Source organism: Zeimonas sediminis (assembly GCF_023721795.1).
In the GTDB taxonomy this organism is placed as follows: Bacteria; Pseudomonadota; Gammaproteobacteria; order Burkholderiales; family Burkholderiaceae_E; genus Zeimonas; species Zeimonas sediminis.
Genome location: NZ_JAMQYE010000002.1, coordinates 424848 through 438780, shown reverse-complemented (window position 1 = coordinate 438780; position 13933 = coordinate 424848). Strand labels below are relative to the sequence as shown.

Here is a 13933-nt window from a genome sequence, read left to right as displayed (position 1 = left end):
TTCGAAGTCTTGTCGGTGGCGTCGTGCCGGCTCAGCGGTCGCTGCCGCCCTGCTGCCAGGCGCGGCGCTGCAGCCCGAAGTAGCTGAACATGATCGCCGCGAGCAGGAAGGGCACCATCGAAATCGCCAGCGCGGCGCCTTCGCCGAGCGCGCCGCCCGGGATCGCGCGCTGGAAGGACAGCGTGGCCATCAGGTGCGTGGCGTTCAGCGGCCCGCCGCGGGTCAGCACGTAGATCAGCTGGAAGTCGGTGAAGGTGAACAGCACCGAGAAGGTCATCACGACCGCGATGATCGGCGTGAGCATCGGCAGCGTGATGTTGCGGAACTGCTGCCAGGGCGTGGCGCCGTCGATCGCCGCGGCCTCGTACAGGCTGGGCGAGATCGTCTGCAGGCCGGCCAGCAGCGAGATCGCCACGAAGGGAATGCCGCGCCAGACGTTGGCGGCGATCGTGGAGAACCTCGCCATCCACGGGTCGCCGAGGAAGTTGATGTACTCGTCGATCAGGCCCATGCGCGCGAGGACCCAGCTGATCACCGAGAACTGGGCGTCGTAGATCCACCAGAACGCGATCGCCGACAGCGCGGTGGGCACGATCCAGGGCAGCAGGATGACCGCCCGGAAGAAGCTCTTGAACGGCAGGTGCTTGTTCAGCAGCAGCGCCAGCCAGAGCCCGAGCAGGAACTTCAGGATGCTGGCGACGATCGTGTAGAACAGCGTGTTGAACAGCGACAGGCGCGCGACGCTGTCGCCGAAGAGGAATTCGTAGTTCTCGAGGCCGATGAACGAGCCGCCGCGGCCGATCTTGGTGTCGGTGAAGCCCAGCCACACGCCGAGCCCCAGCGGATAGGTCAGGAACAGCAGGAGCAGCACGGCCGCCGGCAGCATGAACAGCAGGCCCAGCGCATTGCGGTTGTTCAGGATTCTGTCGAGCACGTCGTTCGGCCGTGAGGGTTGGACGAGGCCCCCGCCGGCGCAGGGCCGGCGGGGGCGCGCTACGAGGAGCGCCGGAGACTTTCCCGGCTCAGACCTTGTAGTAGCGCTCGGCGCGCTTCTGGGCGCGCTCGGCGGCTTCCTTCGGCGAGCGCTGGCCCGAGGCGGCCTCGGCCATCATGTTGACCACGATGAAGTCGGCCATCGCGCCCGCCGAGGCGTAGCCCAGCTTGCCCGGCCAGCCGCCCGGCCGCATGATCTTCACGGCGTCGCGGTACGGGGTGTGCTTCGGGTCGCTCGTCCAGATCGGGTTCTTCGAGTACGCGTCGAGCGGGTGCGACACGTAGCCGATCGCCGCCTGCATCCACGGGCCGTACTGCTCTTCTTCCATCATGAACCGGATGAACTCCTTCGCAGCCTTCGGGTACTTCGTGTGCTTGAAGATCATCTGGTTGAAGAACAGGTTGAACTCGGTCGGCACGCCGGCCGGTCCGATCGGCATGTTCGCGTGGTTGATGTCGGCCGCCAGCGCGTTGATCTTCGGGTCCTTCGAGGTCTTGGCCGCGTAGTACACCGAGATGCCGTTGCAGGTGACGCTGACCTGGCCGTCCAGGAAGGCCTTGTTGTTGTTCGGGTCGAGCCAGGACAGCGTGCCGGGCACGAAGGTCGAGTAGAGCTCCTTGATGTACTCGAGCGCCTTGATCGTCTCGGGGCTGTTGACGACGACGTTGTTGTTCTTGTCGACCAGGCTGCCGCCGAAGGCCCAGAGCAGCCAGTGGGTCCAGGTGTTGCCGTCGCCGGTGGCGTTGCCGAGCGCGAAGCCGACCGGCGTGCCCTTCTCCTTCAGCGCCTTGCACATCTTCAGGAAGCCGTCGGTGTCCTTCGGGAAGGAGTCGAAGCCGGCCGCCTTCAGCTGGCTGGTGCGGTAGACCATGCAGTTGCCGGCCGCGCCCAGCGGGATGCCGATCCAGCGCTGGCCGTCGGGGCGCAGGTACTGCTCGCAGACCGGGTACCAGCCGCCGTACTTCTTGCCGAGGTAGTCGGCCAGGTCGGTGACGTCGACCAGCTTCTCGGGGTACAGGTTGGCGTCGTCGTTGGTGGACAGGATGATGTCCGGGCCGGCGCCGGTGTTCGCCGCGACCGCCGCCTTCGGGCGCACATCTTCCCAGCTCTCGCTGTCGACGCGGACCTCGATGCCGGTCTTCTCGGTGAACTTCTTGACGTTGGCCAGGTACTGGTCTTCGTCGCCCTGAACGAAGCGCTTCCAGCGCAGCACGCGCAGCTTGGCGCCCGGCTCCGGCTGGTTGTTCCACTGGGCATGCGCGCTGGGAATCCACAGCGCGGGCGCGGCCACCGCGCTGCCCGCGGCGACGCCCGCGGTGGTCTTCAGAAAGTCACGGCGTTGGGTCATGGTGTCTCCTCCTTGTCTTGCGGGGTGGGATCGGCCGCGGGCTAGAGCCGCTTGCCGCTTGCTGCATCGAACACGTGGATCGCCTCGGCCATCGGCTCGAGGAAGATCTTCGAGCCGGGATGGAAGTCGTGCCGCTCGCGGAACACCGCCATCAGGTCGCCCGACGGGCATTTCGTGAAGACCTGCGTGTCGGCGCCGGTCGGCTCGATCACGACGACTTCGCTGGGGATGCCGGCCTGGCCGAGCGTGAGGTGCTCGGGCCGGATGCCGAACACGACCTTCTGCCCGGACGCCGCCTTCAGGCCCGGAACGGGAATCCGCGTGCCGCCCGCCAGCTCGACGCTGGTGCCGTCGGCGCCGATCTGGCCGTCGAGCATGTTCATGGCCGGCGAGCCGATGAAGGTGGCAACGAAGGTGTTGGCGGGGCGGTCGTAGAGCTCGAGCGGCGCGCCGATCTGCTCGACGATGCCGTCGTGCATGACGACGATCTTGTCGGCCATCGTCATCGCCTCGATCTGGTCGTGGGTGACGTAGATCGACGTGGTCTTGAGCCGCTGGTGCAACTCCTTGATCTCGGTGCGCATCTGCACCCGCAGCTTGGCATCGAGGTTGGACAAGGGCTCGTCGAACAGGAACACCTGCGGCTTGCGCACGATCGCGCGGCCCATTGCGACGCGCTGGCGCTGGCCGCCGGACAGCTGGCGCGGATAGCGGTCGAGGTACTGGGTGAGCCCGAGGATGCCGGCCGCCTCGTTGACCCGCGTGTCGATCTCGGCCTGCGGGCGCTTGGCGAGTTTCAGCGAGAAGGCCATGTTGTCGCGGACCTTCATGTGCGGGTAGAGCGCGTAGTTCTGGAAGACCATCGCGATGTCGCGCTCTTTCGGCTGCACGTTGTTGACCACGCGCTCGCCGATCCGGATCTGGCCGGAAGAGATTTCCTCGAGTCCGGCGATCATCCGCAGCAGGGTGGACTTGCCGCAGCCCGACGGGCCCACCAGCACGCAGAATTCGCCGTCGGAGATCGAGATGTCGACGCCGTGGATGACCTTGGTGGCGCCGAATGCCTTCTGGACGCCTTCGATGCTGACCGATGCCAAGCAGTGTCTCCCGATGTTTCGTATTCGTGCCCGCCCGCGGCCCGGCGGGGGAATCCCGACTCTAACGCATCAGGCGCCGGTAGCGCCAATGTCGGAAGCGCTTGACGCGGGTCAACCGTTCCGGGTTTCCGCCCGGGCAAAGTCCGTATTGACCTCAATGACCTGCCGTGCCCGGCCGGATCGGCCCGCCAGCCGGTTCCGGCACCCGATCCTCCGAGTCCGGATGAAGACCGCCACACCCGACCAGAACGCCCTGACGAGCGCGCTTGCGCTGCGCCAGCAGGCCGTGGCGCGCTGGCGGCAGCTTGCGGAGCGCGCGGCCACGCGGGATCCCGGCCTCGCGCCGGCGCTCGCCCGGGTCAGCGCAAGCGAGCAGCAGCACGCCGAGCGGCTCGCCCGGGAGCTGCCGATGCTCGACGGCGAGGAATTCGTGCGGATCGTCGGCGCCACGCGCCCGGAGGGGGCGGCGGCCGGGCGCGAAGCCCGGAGGCCGGCACGCGCGGGGGGCGGACGCGGCGACGGCAATGCCGTCGGTGGCGACGGCGAGGCCTCGCTGGGCGCGTGCGCGCGCGCCCTGGAGGACGCCCTCGCGCACGAGCGACGGCTGCGCAGCGCGTTCGAGCAGCTCGCCGCCCGCGCGGGCGACGACCAGATCCGGGTCCGGGCGCTCGCGCTCGCGCTGGCCGAGACCCGCCACCTGCGGGTGCTCGAGGAAGCCCTGGGCTCGCTGCGTTGTAAGCTCTAGCCAGCAGGCGGGTGCGTCCGGAGGGCGCCCCGCTCGCCGAGACACTCCACGAAGGACGCAAGCCGAAGATGAAAATACCCCTGCAGATCAGCTTCCACGACATGCCCGTTTCGCCCGCCCTCGAGGCCCTGATCCGGGAGAAGGCCGCCAAGCTCGAACAGTTCCACCCGAACATGACCGCGTGCCGCGTCGTGGTCGACAAGCCGCACAACCACAGCCAGCAGGGCGAGCAGTTTTCCGTCACGGTCGACGTGACCGTTCCCGGCGCGAACCTGGTGGTCAACCACGTTCGCAACGAGGACGCGAACGTCGCGGTGCGCGACGCCTTCCTGGCGGCCCGCCGCCAGGTCGAGGATCACGTGAAGCGCAAGCAGGCCGAGGTTCGCCACCCGGGCCAGCGGCCGGTCGCCGAAGCGCCGGAATCCCCCGAGGTCTGACGCGATCCGGCGGGCCCTGCAACGGGGCCCGCCGCCTGTCTCGGGCAGGCAGGCGCCCGGGAACCGCTCCCGGGCGCCGCTGGATCAGGCCAGCCCTGCCGCCCGCATCGTCTCGACGCGCGAGACCTTGACCTTCTCGCCCGCCGCCAGGATTTCCTCCCAGGTCGTGCCGTCGACCGGGATGCCCTCGGCCTGCCGCTTCGCGCGGGTCTCGCGTTCCGGCTCTCCCGCGATCCGGACCTTGTCGAAGCCGGGCGCCGGAGGCGACTGCCGAAGCGAGTCGACGAAGGCCAGGCTTTCGCGGGCGAAGGCATCGGCGCCGTTGCCGACCTTGGCCGGGTCGATCAGGATGGTCAGCATGCCGTTGTAGACGCGGCGGCTGCCGTCGTGGGGCCCGTGCCAGGTGCCCCCGCCGGTCAGCGCGCCGCCCAGCAGTTCGCAGACGACCGCCAGCCCCGAGCCCTTGTGCTCGCCGAAGGGCAGCAGGGCGCCCCAGGGCGGGATCACCACGTAGCGCGGGTCGTCGGTCGGCTGGCCCTTGTCGTCGATCAGCCGGCCGGGCGGCACCTTTTCGCCCTTGTTGTGCGCGACGCGCATCTTGCCCTGCGCGACCGCGCTGGTCGCGAAGTCCAGGATCATCGGCGGCTGGCCTTCCAGCGGCACGCCGATGCAGCAGGGATTCGTGCCGAAGCGGGCATCCGAGCCGCCGAAGGGCGCGACGCTGGGCCGGGTCATCACGTTGACGAAGTGCAGCGAGATCATGCCCGCGGCGGTGGCCTGCTCGGCCCACTGGCCGATGCGGCCGAGGTGATGCGAGTTCGCCAGGGTCATGATGCAGGCGCCGTGCCGGCCGGCCCGCTCGATCCCCATCTCCATCGCGGCCTTGCCGATCGTCTGGCCGTAGCCTCGCTCGCCGTCGAGCGCGAGCAGCGCCCCCGAGTCGAGCTTCACGCTCGGGCGCCGATCGACCAGCAAGCCGCCTTCCAGAAGCGAGTCGACGTAGCGCGGGATCATGCCCACGCCGTGCGAGTCGTGTCCGGTGAGGTTCGCGCCGACCAGGCTCTCGGCTACCTGCCGGGCTTCCTCGGCGGAACTTCCCCCGGCGGCGACGATTGCGGCGATGGCCCGCGTCAGGGCCTGCGATTCGATCGTGACGTAGTCCGCCATCCGAGCTGTCTCCGTTCGGCCACCGTGGCCCGTGGCGGAGCAGTTTACTGCGCGGCGCGGGGCCCCGAGGGCCGGCTCGGTACAATCGGCCGCGATACCGGAACGACCGACCGGAACGGCAACCCGTCGGGAGCGACAACCCGACCGGACCGACAACCCGTCCGGACCCACGACGTCCGGACCCACAACGAAACGGAGCGTCGATTGGAACTGCCCGTCAATGCCTTCAAGCACGCGATCGCCGCCGGGCGCCCGCAGATCGGCCTGTGGTCGAGCATTCCCTCGAACTACTCGGTCGAGATCATCGCGGGCGCCGGCTTCGACTGGATCCTGCTCGACACCGAGCACACGCCGAACGACCTGGAATCGGTGCTGTCCCAGTTGCAGGCGGCTGCCGGATACCCGGACACGACCGCGATCGTCCGGGTGCCGTGGAACGACCAGGTCGTGCTGAAGCGCTACCTGGACGCCGGCGTGCAGACGGTGCTGATCCCCTTCGTGTCGAGTGCCGACGAGGCGCGCGCGGCGGTGTCCTACACCCGCTATCCGCCCAAGGGCGTGCGCGGCGTCGGCGGCACGACGCGGGCCACCCGTTTCGGGCGCATCCGCGACTACACGAAGCTGGTCGAGCGCGAGCTGTGCGTGCTGGTGCAGGTCGAGACGAAGCAGGGTCTGGACAACATCGAGGAGATCTGCGCGGTCGACGGCATCGACGGCGTGTTCATCGGTCCGGCCGACCTGCACGCGTCGCTCGGCCACACCGGCGAGACCGCCAATCCGGAGATCCTGCCGCTGATCGACGACGGCATCCGGCGTATCCGCAAGGCCGGCAAGGCGCCCGGCGTGCTCACGCCGGCCGAGCCGCTCGCCCGGCGCTGGCTCGATTGCGGCGCGCTGTTCGTGGCGGTGGGCGCCGATGCCGGACTGCTGGCGCGCGGCGCGGAAGCGCTGGCCCAGCGCTTCAAGGGCTGAGGCCGGAGCGGTCATGCAACTGGACCTGGCAGGGCGCGTCGCCGTCGTGACCGGCGCGAGCAAGGGCATCGGCTTCGCCTGCGCGCGGGCCTTCGCGCGCGAAGGCGCGAGGGTGGTCGGCGTCTCGCGCTCGGCCGAGGGGCTGGCCGCCGCGCGCGAGGCGCTCGCCGCCGACGGGCTCCGGATGGAGACGGTCGCCGCCGACCTGCGCGATCCGGGCGAGGCGCTCGCCGCGATCGGCGAGATCGAGGCCACGATCGGCCCGATCGAGGTGCTGGTGAACTCGGCCGGGGCCGCCCGGCGCTACGGTCCCGACGAGCTCGACGCCGAGGGCTTCCGCCAGGCGATGGACGCGAAGTACTTCACCACGGTCCACATGATGGAGCCGGTGGCCAGGCGGATGGCGGTTCGCGGGCGCGGAGCGATCGTCAACATCGTCGGCCAGGGCGGCCGGCAGGCCAGCACGATGCACATCGCGGGCGGGGCGGCCAACGCCGCGCTGATGCTGGCCACGGTCGGCATGGCGCAGGCCTGGGCGGCCCGGGGCGTGCGGGTCAACGCGATCAACCCCGGGCTCACGCGGACCTCGCGCGTCGAGGAGGGGCTCGCCGCCGAGTCGCGCGCGACCGGCATCGGCCGGGACCAGTTGCTCGAGCGGGCGATCGCGAAGATACCGATGGGCCGGATGGCCGAGCCGGAGGAAATCGCCGACGTGGCGCTGTTCCTGGCCTCGCCGCGCGCGGCCTACGTGTCGGGGGCGATCGTGCCGATGGACGGCTGTGCGGCCTCGGTGATCTGAGCCGCCGCACGACGCGCGACTGACCGGGCGCCCGATGCACGAAGGCGGCATCCCACACCTGCGCGAGGCGCTGCTGTTCCTGGCGCTCGCCGGCATCCTGATCCCGCTGCTGCAGCGCTTCAGGGTCGGCAACGTGCTGGGCTTCCTGGTCGTCGGGCTGGCGGTCGGGCCCTTCGGGCTGGGCCGCTTCGCCGCCGACTTCCCCTGGCTCTCCTGGCTCACCTTCTCGGGCGGACCCGGCGTCTCCGCGCTGGCCGAGATCGGCGTGATGTTCCTGATGTTCTCGATCGGCCTGGAGCTGTCGACCGAGCGGCTCTGGGCGATGCGGCGCTGGGTATTCGGCGCGGGCAGCTTGCAGATGCTCGCCACCGCGCTCGCGGCCGGCCTGATCGCAGCGTCGCAAGGGCTGGACGGTCGCACCGCCCTGCTGGTCGGGCTGGTCCTTGCGTTCTCGTCCACCGCGGTGGTGATGCAGCTGCTGGCGGCCCGGCGCGAGCTCGGCACGCCGACCGGCCGTTCGGTCTTCTCGATCCTGCTGCTGCAGGACCTGGCGGTGGTGCCGGTGCTGATCCTGGTCGGCACGCTGGGCGGCCCGAGCGAGGGCGGCGTCGGGCCGTCGGTGGCGCTCGCGCTGCTGAAGGCCGGCGCGGCGATCGCCTTCATCTACCTGCTGGGCAGGCGGGTCATCCGCCCGCTGTTCCATCTGTTCGCTGGCGCGCGCCAGGCCGACACCTTCATGGCGCTGACGCTGCTCAGCTCGCTGGGCATCGCGTCGCTGACCTGGGTGGCGGGCCTGTCGATGGCGCTCGGGGCCTTCCTGGCCGGCCTGCTGCTGGCCGAGACCGAGTTCCGACACGAGGTCGAGGTCGCGATCGAGCCTTTCCGGGGCCTGCTGATGGGGTTGTTCTTCATGTCGGTCGGCATGGGCATCGACCCGGCGGCGATCCTGCGCGATCCGCTCTGGCTGCTCGCCGCGCTTGCCGGCCTGTTCGCGCTGAAGTCGCTGATCGTGGCGGGGATCGCCAGGGCGTTCGGGCTGTCGTGGGGGCGAAGCGTGGAGGCCGGCCTTCTGCTCGGACAGGGCGGCGAGTTCGCCTTCATCGTCGTGGGCGTGGCGATGGTCGGGAAACTGCTCGCTCCCGAGCTGGCGGCCTTCCTGATGATGCTGATCGGCCTGTCCCTGTTCGTCACGCCGGCCTTCGCGTCGCTCGGCCGCGCGCTGGGCGAGCGGATCGAGCGCGCGCTAGCGCCCGCGCCGGGCGAGATCGAGCTTCCGCGCGGGCTGGACGGTCACGTCGTGATCGCCGGCTTCGGCCGGGTCGGGCAGCTGACCGCGGACCTGCTCGACGCGCAGGGCATCGCCTGGATCGCGATCGACGACCAGCCGGCCACGGTGGCGCGCTTTCACGCGAAAGGCCTGCCGGTGTTCGTCGGCGATGCCGGCCGGGTCGAGCTGCTGCGTCGCCTGGGCATCGAGTCGGCGCGCGCGGTCGTGCTGACGATGGACAGGCCCGCGGCGGCGCTGCACGCGCTGGCGGCGCTGCGCCACGAGTGGCCGGCGCTGCCGGTCCTGGCGCGCGCGCGCGACGAGGCGCACGCGGCGGAGCTGCGTCGCGCCGGGGCGTCGGCGGTCGTGCCCGAGACGCTGGAGGCCGCGCTGCAGCTCGGCGCCCGCGTGCTGGAGACGGCCGGCCTGCCCGAGGAGCTGGTGGCGCGCCAGGTCGAGCTCGAGCGCGGCCGCCGCGAGTCGGCCTGGGGCGCTAGCCGGCGCGGTCCGGGGCGGGGCGAGGAACCGGGGCAGGGCTGACCGCGGCGCGCCTTGCCGCGTCCGCGATCCAGTCGCGGGCGGTGGCGAGGTCGCCGTAGCAGGCGACCTGCTCGGTGACCGTGCGCGCGGCGCGCTCCAGCAGCTGGATGTCGGCCTCGTGCTGGCGCGCCACGTGCGGGTCCTCGAGGAACAGCACCCGCTGGCAGGCGCCGTCGAGCAGCAGCTCGGCGATCTGCGCGTCGCCGCCCAGCGGGCCGCTCTTCAGCGCCCTGACCCAGGCGCCGCTGCGGCCGGGCCGCAGCTCGCGCGCGAGCTCGTTGAGCAGGCCGCCGGTGGTGCCGGTGGCCACCCGCATCGCGAACCGGTCGAAGAAGTCGAAGTGCTCGCGCACCAGCTCGATCATCTCGGCCTTGCGCGCGTCGTGCGCGACCAGCGCGATGGTCTGCGAGCCGAAGTCGAACAGCGGATCGAGCGCGGGGTTCGGCGAGGCGCCCGCCGCCACCGCGCGCAGCTCGAACCACTCGCGCGCCCCGAGCAGCGTCGACAGGAAGGGCCTGGCGTGGATGATGCACTGCCGCTTGAGCGCGACCGCCTCGGGGAAGGTCGACGAGGGGTCGACCGGATCGATCAGGTAGATCGCCGCGTGGATCGCGGTGGCAGGGTCCGGGTCGACGACGCGCGAGACCAGCCGCATCAGCCCGCCCTCGCGGCCGTACGGATAGCGGACCAGGCCGTCGTAGTCCTCGAGCAGCCCCTCCCGGCGGATCGCGTCGTGGGTGCGGCCGACGGCCAGGATCGTCGGCGCGAGCGGCTTGCGCACGACCGGCTCGATCTCGCGGACCAGCCGGAACAGCGCCGCGTCGGGCGTGTCGTGATGCAGCCGGTTGGCGGCCAGGCCGATTCTCAGGGAAGGGGGAAGAGGGAAGGGGGAAGGGGATGGCATGGCGCGGATCGCTTAAGCTTGGGCGGGTCGAGATCGAATGATGCCTGCGCGACGATGACGAAGAACAGCGAGAAGACCCCGAATTCGAAGAAACCCGGCGGGCGCGGCGCCGGACGGACGTCCGGTCGCCGGGAGGCCCCGGCGGCGCTGCCGCAGCCGCGCTTCGACCGCTTCCCCCGGCACGAGGAACTCGGGCGCCTGCTGCGCGGCTATGCCGAGGCGCGGCCCGACCTGTTCGAGCTGCGAGAGCTCGGCCGCAGCTTCGAGGGCCGCGAGATCTGGCTGCTGGTGGCCACGAACCGCGCGACCGGGCCGGACACCGACAAGCCGGCCTTCTGGGTCGACGGCAACATCCACGCGGCCGAGCTCACCGCCTGCACCGCAGTGCTGTACTGGCTGCACCGGCTGGCGACCGGTTACGGCACCGACCCCCGGATCACCGCGCTGCTCGACACGCGCTGCGTCTACCTGTGCCCGCGCCTGTGTCCCGACGGCGCCGAGCTGGCGCTGGCCGACCGTCCGCGGCACATCCGCTCGTCGACCCGGCCCTGGCCCTTCGACGAGGCGCCGGTCGACGGCCTGACCGTCGAGGACGTCGACGGCGACGGCCGCATCCTGACGATGCGCATCGAGGATCGGCACGGCGGCTGGAAGCCGCACCCCGACGAGCCGCGCCTGCTGGTGCCTCGCGAGCCCGGCGACCTCGACGGGCCCTTCTACCGGGTGATTCCCGAGGGCAGGCTGGCGAACTGGGACGGCATCACGGTCAGCGTCAACCGCGACCGCGAGGGCCTGGACCTGAACCGGAACTTCCCGCCGAACTGGCGGCAGGAGTTCGAGCAGACGGGCGCAGGGCCGTTCCCGACCAGCGAGCCCGAGGTGAGGGCGATGGTCCGCTTCGTCGTCGATCACCCGAACATCGGCGCTGCGGTCAGCTTCCACACGCACAGCGGCGTGATCCTGCGGCCGATGGGCGGCGAGTCCGACGAGCAGATGATTCCCGAGGACCTGTGGACGATCAAGCGTCTGTCGAAGCTCGGCGAGACGCTGACCGGCTACCCGTCGGTCAGCATCTTCCACGACTTCAAGTACCACCCGAACGAGGTGATCAGCGGCACCCAGGACTGGTTCTACGAGCACCTCGGCGCGTTGTTCTGGACCGTGGAGTTGTGGGCGCCGAACCGCGAGGCCGGCATCACCGGCTACGACTGGATCGGCTGGTACCGTGAGCACCCGGCCGAGGACGACCTGAAGCTGCTTGCGTGGAGCGACTCGCAGTGCGGCGGCAAGGCGCACGTCGACTGGTACCCGTTCGAGCATCCGCAACTGGGCCGGGTCGAGCTCGGCGGCTGGGACCGGATGAACTACTGGCGCAACCCGCCGCCCGAACTGCGCGAGCGCGAGGTCGCGCGCTTCCCCGACTGGCTGACGACGCTCGCGCTGTCGCTCCCGCGGCTCGAGCTGGTCGCCGCCGAGGCGCATCCCCTGGACGACGAGGCCGGCGCCGGCGGCAAGGGCCTGTGGCGAGTCCGGCTCGCCGTCGGCAATGCCGGCTACCTGCCGCAGTACGTGACCCGGCGCGCGCAGGCGCGCAAGACGGTGCGCGGCGTGATGCTGTCGATCGAGCTGCCCGAGGGGGCCGAGCTGGTGTCGGGCAAGCCGCGCGAAGAGGCCGCGCAGCTCGAGGGGCACGCGCCGCCGACCTCGCTGCAGGCCTTCCTGCCGAACCGCAGCGTGACCGCCGACCGGACCCACCGCGACTGGGTCGTTCGCGCTCGCGCCGGCGCGCGGGTCGTGCTCGCCGCCGACGGCGGGCGCGCCGGCAGGCTCCGGATCGAGCTGACGCTGGGCGGCTGACGCGGAGCGGCTGCCGCGGGGCTGCCTGCCCCGGCGCGCCCGGTGGGCGTCCGGAACCGTACCGGTACGGCTCCATGACGGTGCCGACGCCGTGTCGGTCCGGCGTGCCGGTACGCGGGCCGCGCGGCGCGCTAAGGTCGGGGGTCCCGACGAACCCGAGCGAGAGGCCCCCCGATGGACCGCGCGAATCCCGACGATCCCCGGAAGCTGCTGGCGCGGCGAGCAGGCGCGATGCGCAGCTCGGCCGTGCGCGACCTGCTGCACGACGCCCGACGGCCCGGCATGCTTTCGTTGGCGGGCGGCCTGCCGGCGCCCGATCTGTTCGACGTGGACGGACTGGCCGAGGCCGCCGGGGCGGTGCTGCGTGAGGTTCCGCGCGAGGCGCTGCAATACGGCACGACCGAGGGCGACGAGGCCTTGCGCGCCCAGCTCGCCGCGAGCCTGCGCGCCCGGGGGGCGAGCGTTTCCGACGACGCGCCGCTGGTCACGACCGGATCGCAGCAGGCGCTCGACCTGATCGCGCGGGCCCTGCTCGAGCCGGGCGATCGCGTCGTCGTCGAACGGCCCGGCTACCTGGCCGCGCTGCAGGTGTTCGCGCTGACCGAGGCGCGCTGCGTCGGCGTGGCCGGCGACGCGCGGGGCCTGCGGGTGGAGGCGCTGCCCGAGGCGGCGGGGCTCGGCGGCAAGGAACAGGGCGGACCGGCCGGCGGGCGCCTGAAGCTCGCCTACGCGGTCACGAACTTCGCGAACCCGACCGGCGCCACGCTGGACCTGGATCGGCGCATCGCGCTGCTCGAGTGGGCGGTGCGCAACCGGGTGTTCGTGCTGGAGGACGATCCCTACGGCGGCCTGCGGGTCGAGGGCGAGCACCTGCCGCCGCTCGTCGCGCTCGCGCCCCGGGTGCCGGGCGCGGCCGGGCTGTGCGGCTACGTGTCCTCGCTGTCCAAGGTGCTGGCGCCGGGCCTGCGGATCGGCTACGCGGTGCTGCCGGACTGGCTGCGCGGGCCGGTGGTGCGGATCAAGCAGGCGCTTGACCTGCACACCTCGACGCTGGCGCAGGCGATCGCCGCGCGCTACCTGGCGAGCGGCCGGCTGGAGGCGCGGATGCCCGCGATGCGAGAGGCCTACCGCGAGCGGCGCGACGCGCTGTGCGAAGCGCTGGCGCAGGCCTTCGGCCCTGCGCTGCGCTTCTCGCGGCCCCAGGGCGGCATGTTCGTGTGGGCGCGCTTCACCGACGGCACCGACACCTCGCGCTTGCTGCCGCGCGCCCGCGACGAGGGCATGATCTTCGTGCCCGGCGAGGCTTTCTACGACGCCGAGCCCGATCGCTCGGCGCTGCGGCTCAGCTTCTCCACCGCCACGCCGGCCGAGCTCGCCGAGGCGGTCGCAAGGCTGGCCCGGGCCCATCGCGCGCTGCGCGGGCAGGCGGCGACTGGCGCCGAAGCGACCGGCGCGAATCCCGGTGCGTCGCCGCGCGGATCGAGTGCCGCCGCATCGACCCGGTCGACCGGCGCGGCCGATTCGAACGCTGCGGCCGCCACGGCCGGCGACCCGTCGCAGCCGGGGCCGTCGGGCCCGCGGGGCGACCGGGTGCGCGAAGCCTGCCTCGCGGCAGCGCTCGAAGCCTGGGAAGACGCCGGCATGCGCGGCCTGTGCGCCGAGGGAAGGTGGGAGGTCGCGATCGGCGCGATCCGTTCGCTCGATCTCGACACGCTGGATCGACAAGACTGAGCGCGCGTTTCGCGGCGTCGCGCCGACGCCGCGCAGTCCACAAGCTCCAGGGCAGGGGGCGGCCAGCCCGAAGCG

The 13933-nt window shown here is 71.6% G+C and carries 12 protein-coding genes; 7 read left to right on the top strand and 5 right to left on the bottom strand.

The window, feature by feature from the left end; all coding sequences use genetic code 11:
• Nucleotides 1-31: 31 nt before the first annotated feature.
• The 3 genes from M6I34_RS17480 to M6I34_RS17470 form a co-directional block, all read right to left on the bottom strand.
• The gene (locus M6I34_RS17480; protein ID WP_272487089.1) at nucleotides 32-934 is read right to left on the bottom strand and encodes a carbohydrate ABC transporter permease; all 903 of its coding nucleotides are present in this window, start codon (nucleotides 932-934) and stop codon (nucleotides 32-34) included.
• 88 nt (nucleotides 935-1022) lie between these two features.
• The gene (locus tag M6I34_RS17475; RefSeq protein ID WP_272487088.1) at nucleotides 1023-2342 is read right to left on the bottom strand and encodes an ABC transporter substrate-binding protein; all 1320 of its coding nucleotides are present in this window, start codon (nucleotides 2340-2342) and stop codon (nucleotides 1023-1025) included.
• Nucleotides 2343-2383: 41 nt separating this feature from the next.
• On the bottom strand, nucleotides 2384-3439 hold the full coding sequence (locus M6I34_RS17470; RefSeq protein ID WP_272487087.1) for an ABC transporter ATP-binding protein: 1056 nt from the start codon (nucleotides 3437-3439) through the stop codon (nucleotides 2384-2386).
• A 223-nt stretch (nucleotides 3440-3662) separates the two neighbouring features.
• Here M6I34_RS17470 and M6I34_RS17465 point away from each other — a divergent pair, with 223 nt between their 5' ends.
• The gene (locus tag M6I34_RS17465) at nucleotides 3663-4184 is read left to right on the top strand and encodes a ferritin family protein (protein ID WP_272487086.1); all 522 of its coding nucleotides are present in this window, start codon (nucleotides 3663-3665) and stop codon (nucleotides 4182-4184) included.
• Nucleotides 4185-4252: 68 nt separating this feature from the next.
• Nucleotides 4253-4621, top strand: coding sequence for an HPF/RaiA family ribosome-associated protein (locus tag M6I34_RS17460; protein ID WP_272487085.1), 369 nt, complete (start codon nucleotides 4253-4255; stop codon nucleotides 4619-4621).
• An 84-nt stretch (nucleotides 4622-4705) separates the two neighbouring features.
• Here the strand turns inward: M6I34_RS17460 and M6I34_RS17455 are convergent, their stop codons facing one another.
• Nucleotides 4706-5788 carry a malate/lactate/ureidoglycolate dehydrogenase gene (locus M6I34_RS17455; RefSeq protein ID WP_272487084.1) on the bottom strand — a complete coding sequence of 361 codons (1083 nt, stop codon included), beginning with the start codon at nucleotides 5786-5788 and terminating at the stop codon, nucleotides 4706-4708.
• A 204-nt stretch (nucleotides 5789-5992) separates the two neighbouring features.
• Here M6I34_RS17455 and M6I34_RS17450 point away from each other — a divergent pair, with 204 nt between their 5' ends.
• The 3 genes from M6I34_RS17450 to M6I34_RS17440 are packed head-to-tail and all read left to right on the top strand — an operon-like array spanning nucleotide 5993 to nucleotide 9366.
• Complete coding sequence (locus M6I34_RS17450) at nucleotides 5993-6760, top strand: HpcH/HpaI aldolase family protein (protein ID WP_272487083.1); 768 nt, start codon at nucleotides 5993-5995, stop codon at nucleotides 6758-6760.
• A 13-nt stretch (nucleotides 6761-6773) separates the two neighbouring features.
• Nucleotides 6774-7559 (top strand): SDR family NAD(P)-dependent oxidoreductase, encoded by a 786-nt coding sequence (locus M6I34_RS17445; protein WP_272487082.1) that lies wholly within the window; start codon nucleotides 6774-6776, stop codon nucleotides 7557-7559.
• Nucleotides 7560-7593: 34 nt separating this feature from the next.
• On the top strand, nucleotides 7594-9366 hold the full coding sequence (locus M6I34_RS17440; RefSeq protein WP_272487081.1) for a cation:proton antiporter domain-containing protein: 1773 nt from the start codon (nucleotides 7594-7596) through the stop codon (nucleotides 9364-9366).
• On the opposite strand, the gene M6I34_RS17435 is transcribed toward M6I34_RS17440, so the two are convergent.
• Nucleotides 9320-10270 carry a methylglyoxal synthase gene (locus tag M6I34_RS17435; protein WP_272487080.1) on the bottom strand — a complete coding sequence of 317 codons (951 nt, stop codon included), beginning with the start codon at nucleotides 10268-10270 and terminating at the stop codon, nucleotides 9320-9322. The two genes, M6I34_RS17440 and M6I34_RS17435, sit on opposite strands and share 47 nt — an antisense overlap.
• 54 nt (nucleotides 10271-10324) lie before the next feature.
• Between M6I34_RS17435 and M6I34_RS17430 the strand changes: the two genes are divergently transcribed.
• Together M6I34_RS17430 and M6I34_RS17425 are read left to right on the top strand one after the other, a co-directional pair.
• Nucleotides 10325-12127 carry a M14 family metallopeptidase gene (locus M6I34_RS17430; protein ID WP_272487079.1) on the top strand — a complete coding sequence of 601 codons (1803 nt, stop codon included), beginning with the start codon at nucleotides 10325-10327 and terminating at the stop codon, nucleotides 12125-12127.
• A 174-nt stretch (nucleotides 12128-12301) separates the two neighbouring features.
• Nucleotides 12302-13858 carry an aminotransferase-like domain-containing protein gene (locus tag M6I34_RS17425; RefSeq protein WP_272487078.1) on the top strand — a complete coding sequence of 519 codons (1557 nt, stop codon included), beginning with the start codon at nucleotides 12302-12304 and terminating at the stop codon, nucleotides 13856-13858.
• The last annotated feature ends 75 nt before the right edge of the window (nucleotides 13859-13933 follow it).

Excerpts from the sequence above, each read along its gene's own strand:
- M6I34_RS17455 (WP_272487084.1), bottom strand. The coding sequence starts at position 5,788 with ATGGCGGACTACGTCACGATCGAATCGCAGGCCCTGACGCGGGCCATC.
- M6I34_RS17475 (WP_272487088.1), bottom strand. The coding sequence starts at position 2,342 with ATGACCCAACGCCGTGACTTTCTGAAGACCACCGCGGGCGTCGCCGCG.
- M6I34_RS17430 (WP_272487079.1), top strand. The coding sequence starts at position 10,325 with ATGACGAAGAACAGCGAGAAGACCCCGAATTCGAAGAAACCCGGCGGG.
- M6I34_RS17460 (WP_272487085.1), top strand. The coding sequence starts at position 4,253 with ATGAAAATACCCCTGCAGATCAGCTTCCACGACATGCCCGTTTCGCCC.
- M6I34_RS17440 (WP_272487081.1), top strand. The coding sequence starts at position 7,594 with ATGCACGAAGGCGGCATCCCACACCTGCGCGAGGCGCTGCTGTTCCTG.
- M6I34_RS17445 (WP_272487082.1), top strand. The coding sequence starts at position 6,774 with ATGCAACTGGACCTGGCAGGGCGCGTCGCCGTCGTGACCGGCGCGAGC.
- M6I34_RS17425 (WP_272487078.1), top strand. The coding sequence starts at position 12,302 with ATGGACCGCGCGAATCCCGACGATCCCCGGAAGCTGCTGGCGCGGCGA.
- M6I34_RS17435 (WP_272487080.1), bottom strand. The coding sequence starts at position 10,270 with ATGCCATCCCCTTCCCCCTTCCCTCTTCCCCCTTCCCTGAGAATCGGC.
- M6I34_RS17465 (WP_272487086.1), top strand. The coding sequence starts at position 3,663 with ATGAAGACCGCCACACCCGACCAGAACGCCCTGACGAGCGCGCTTGCG.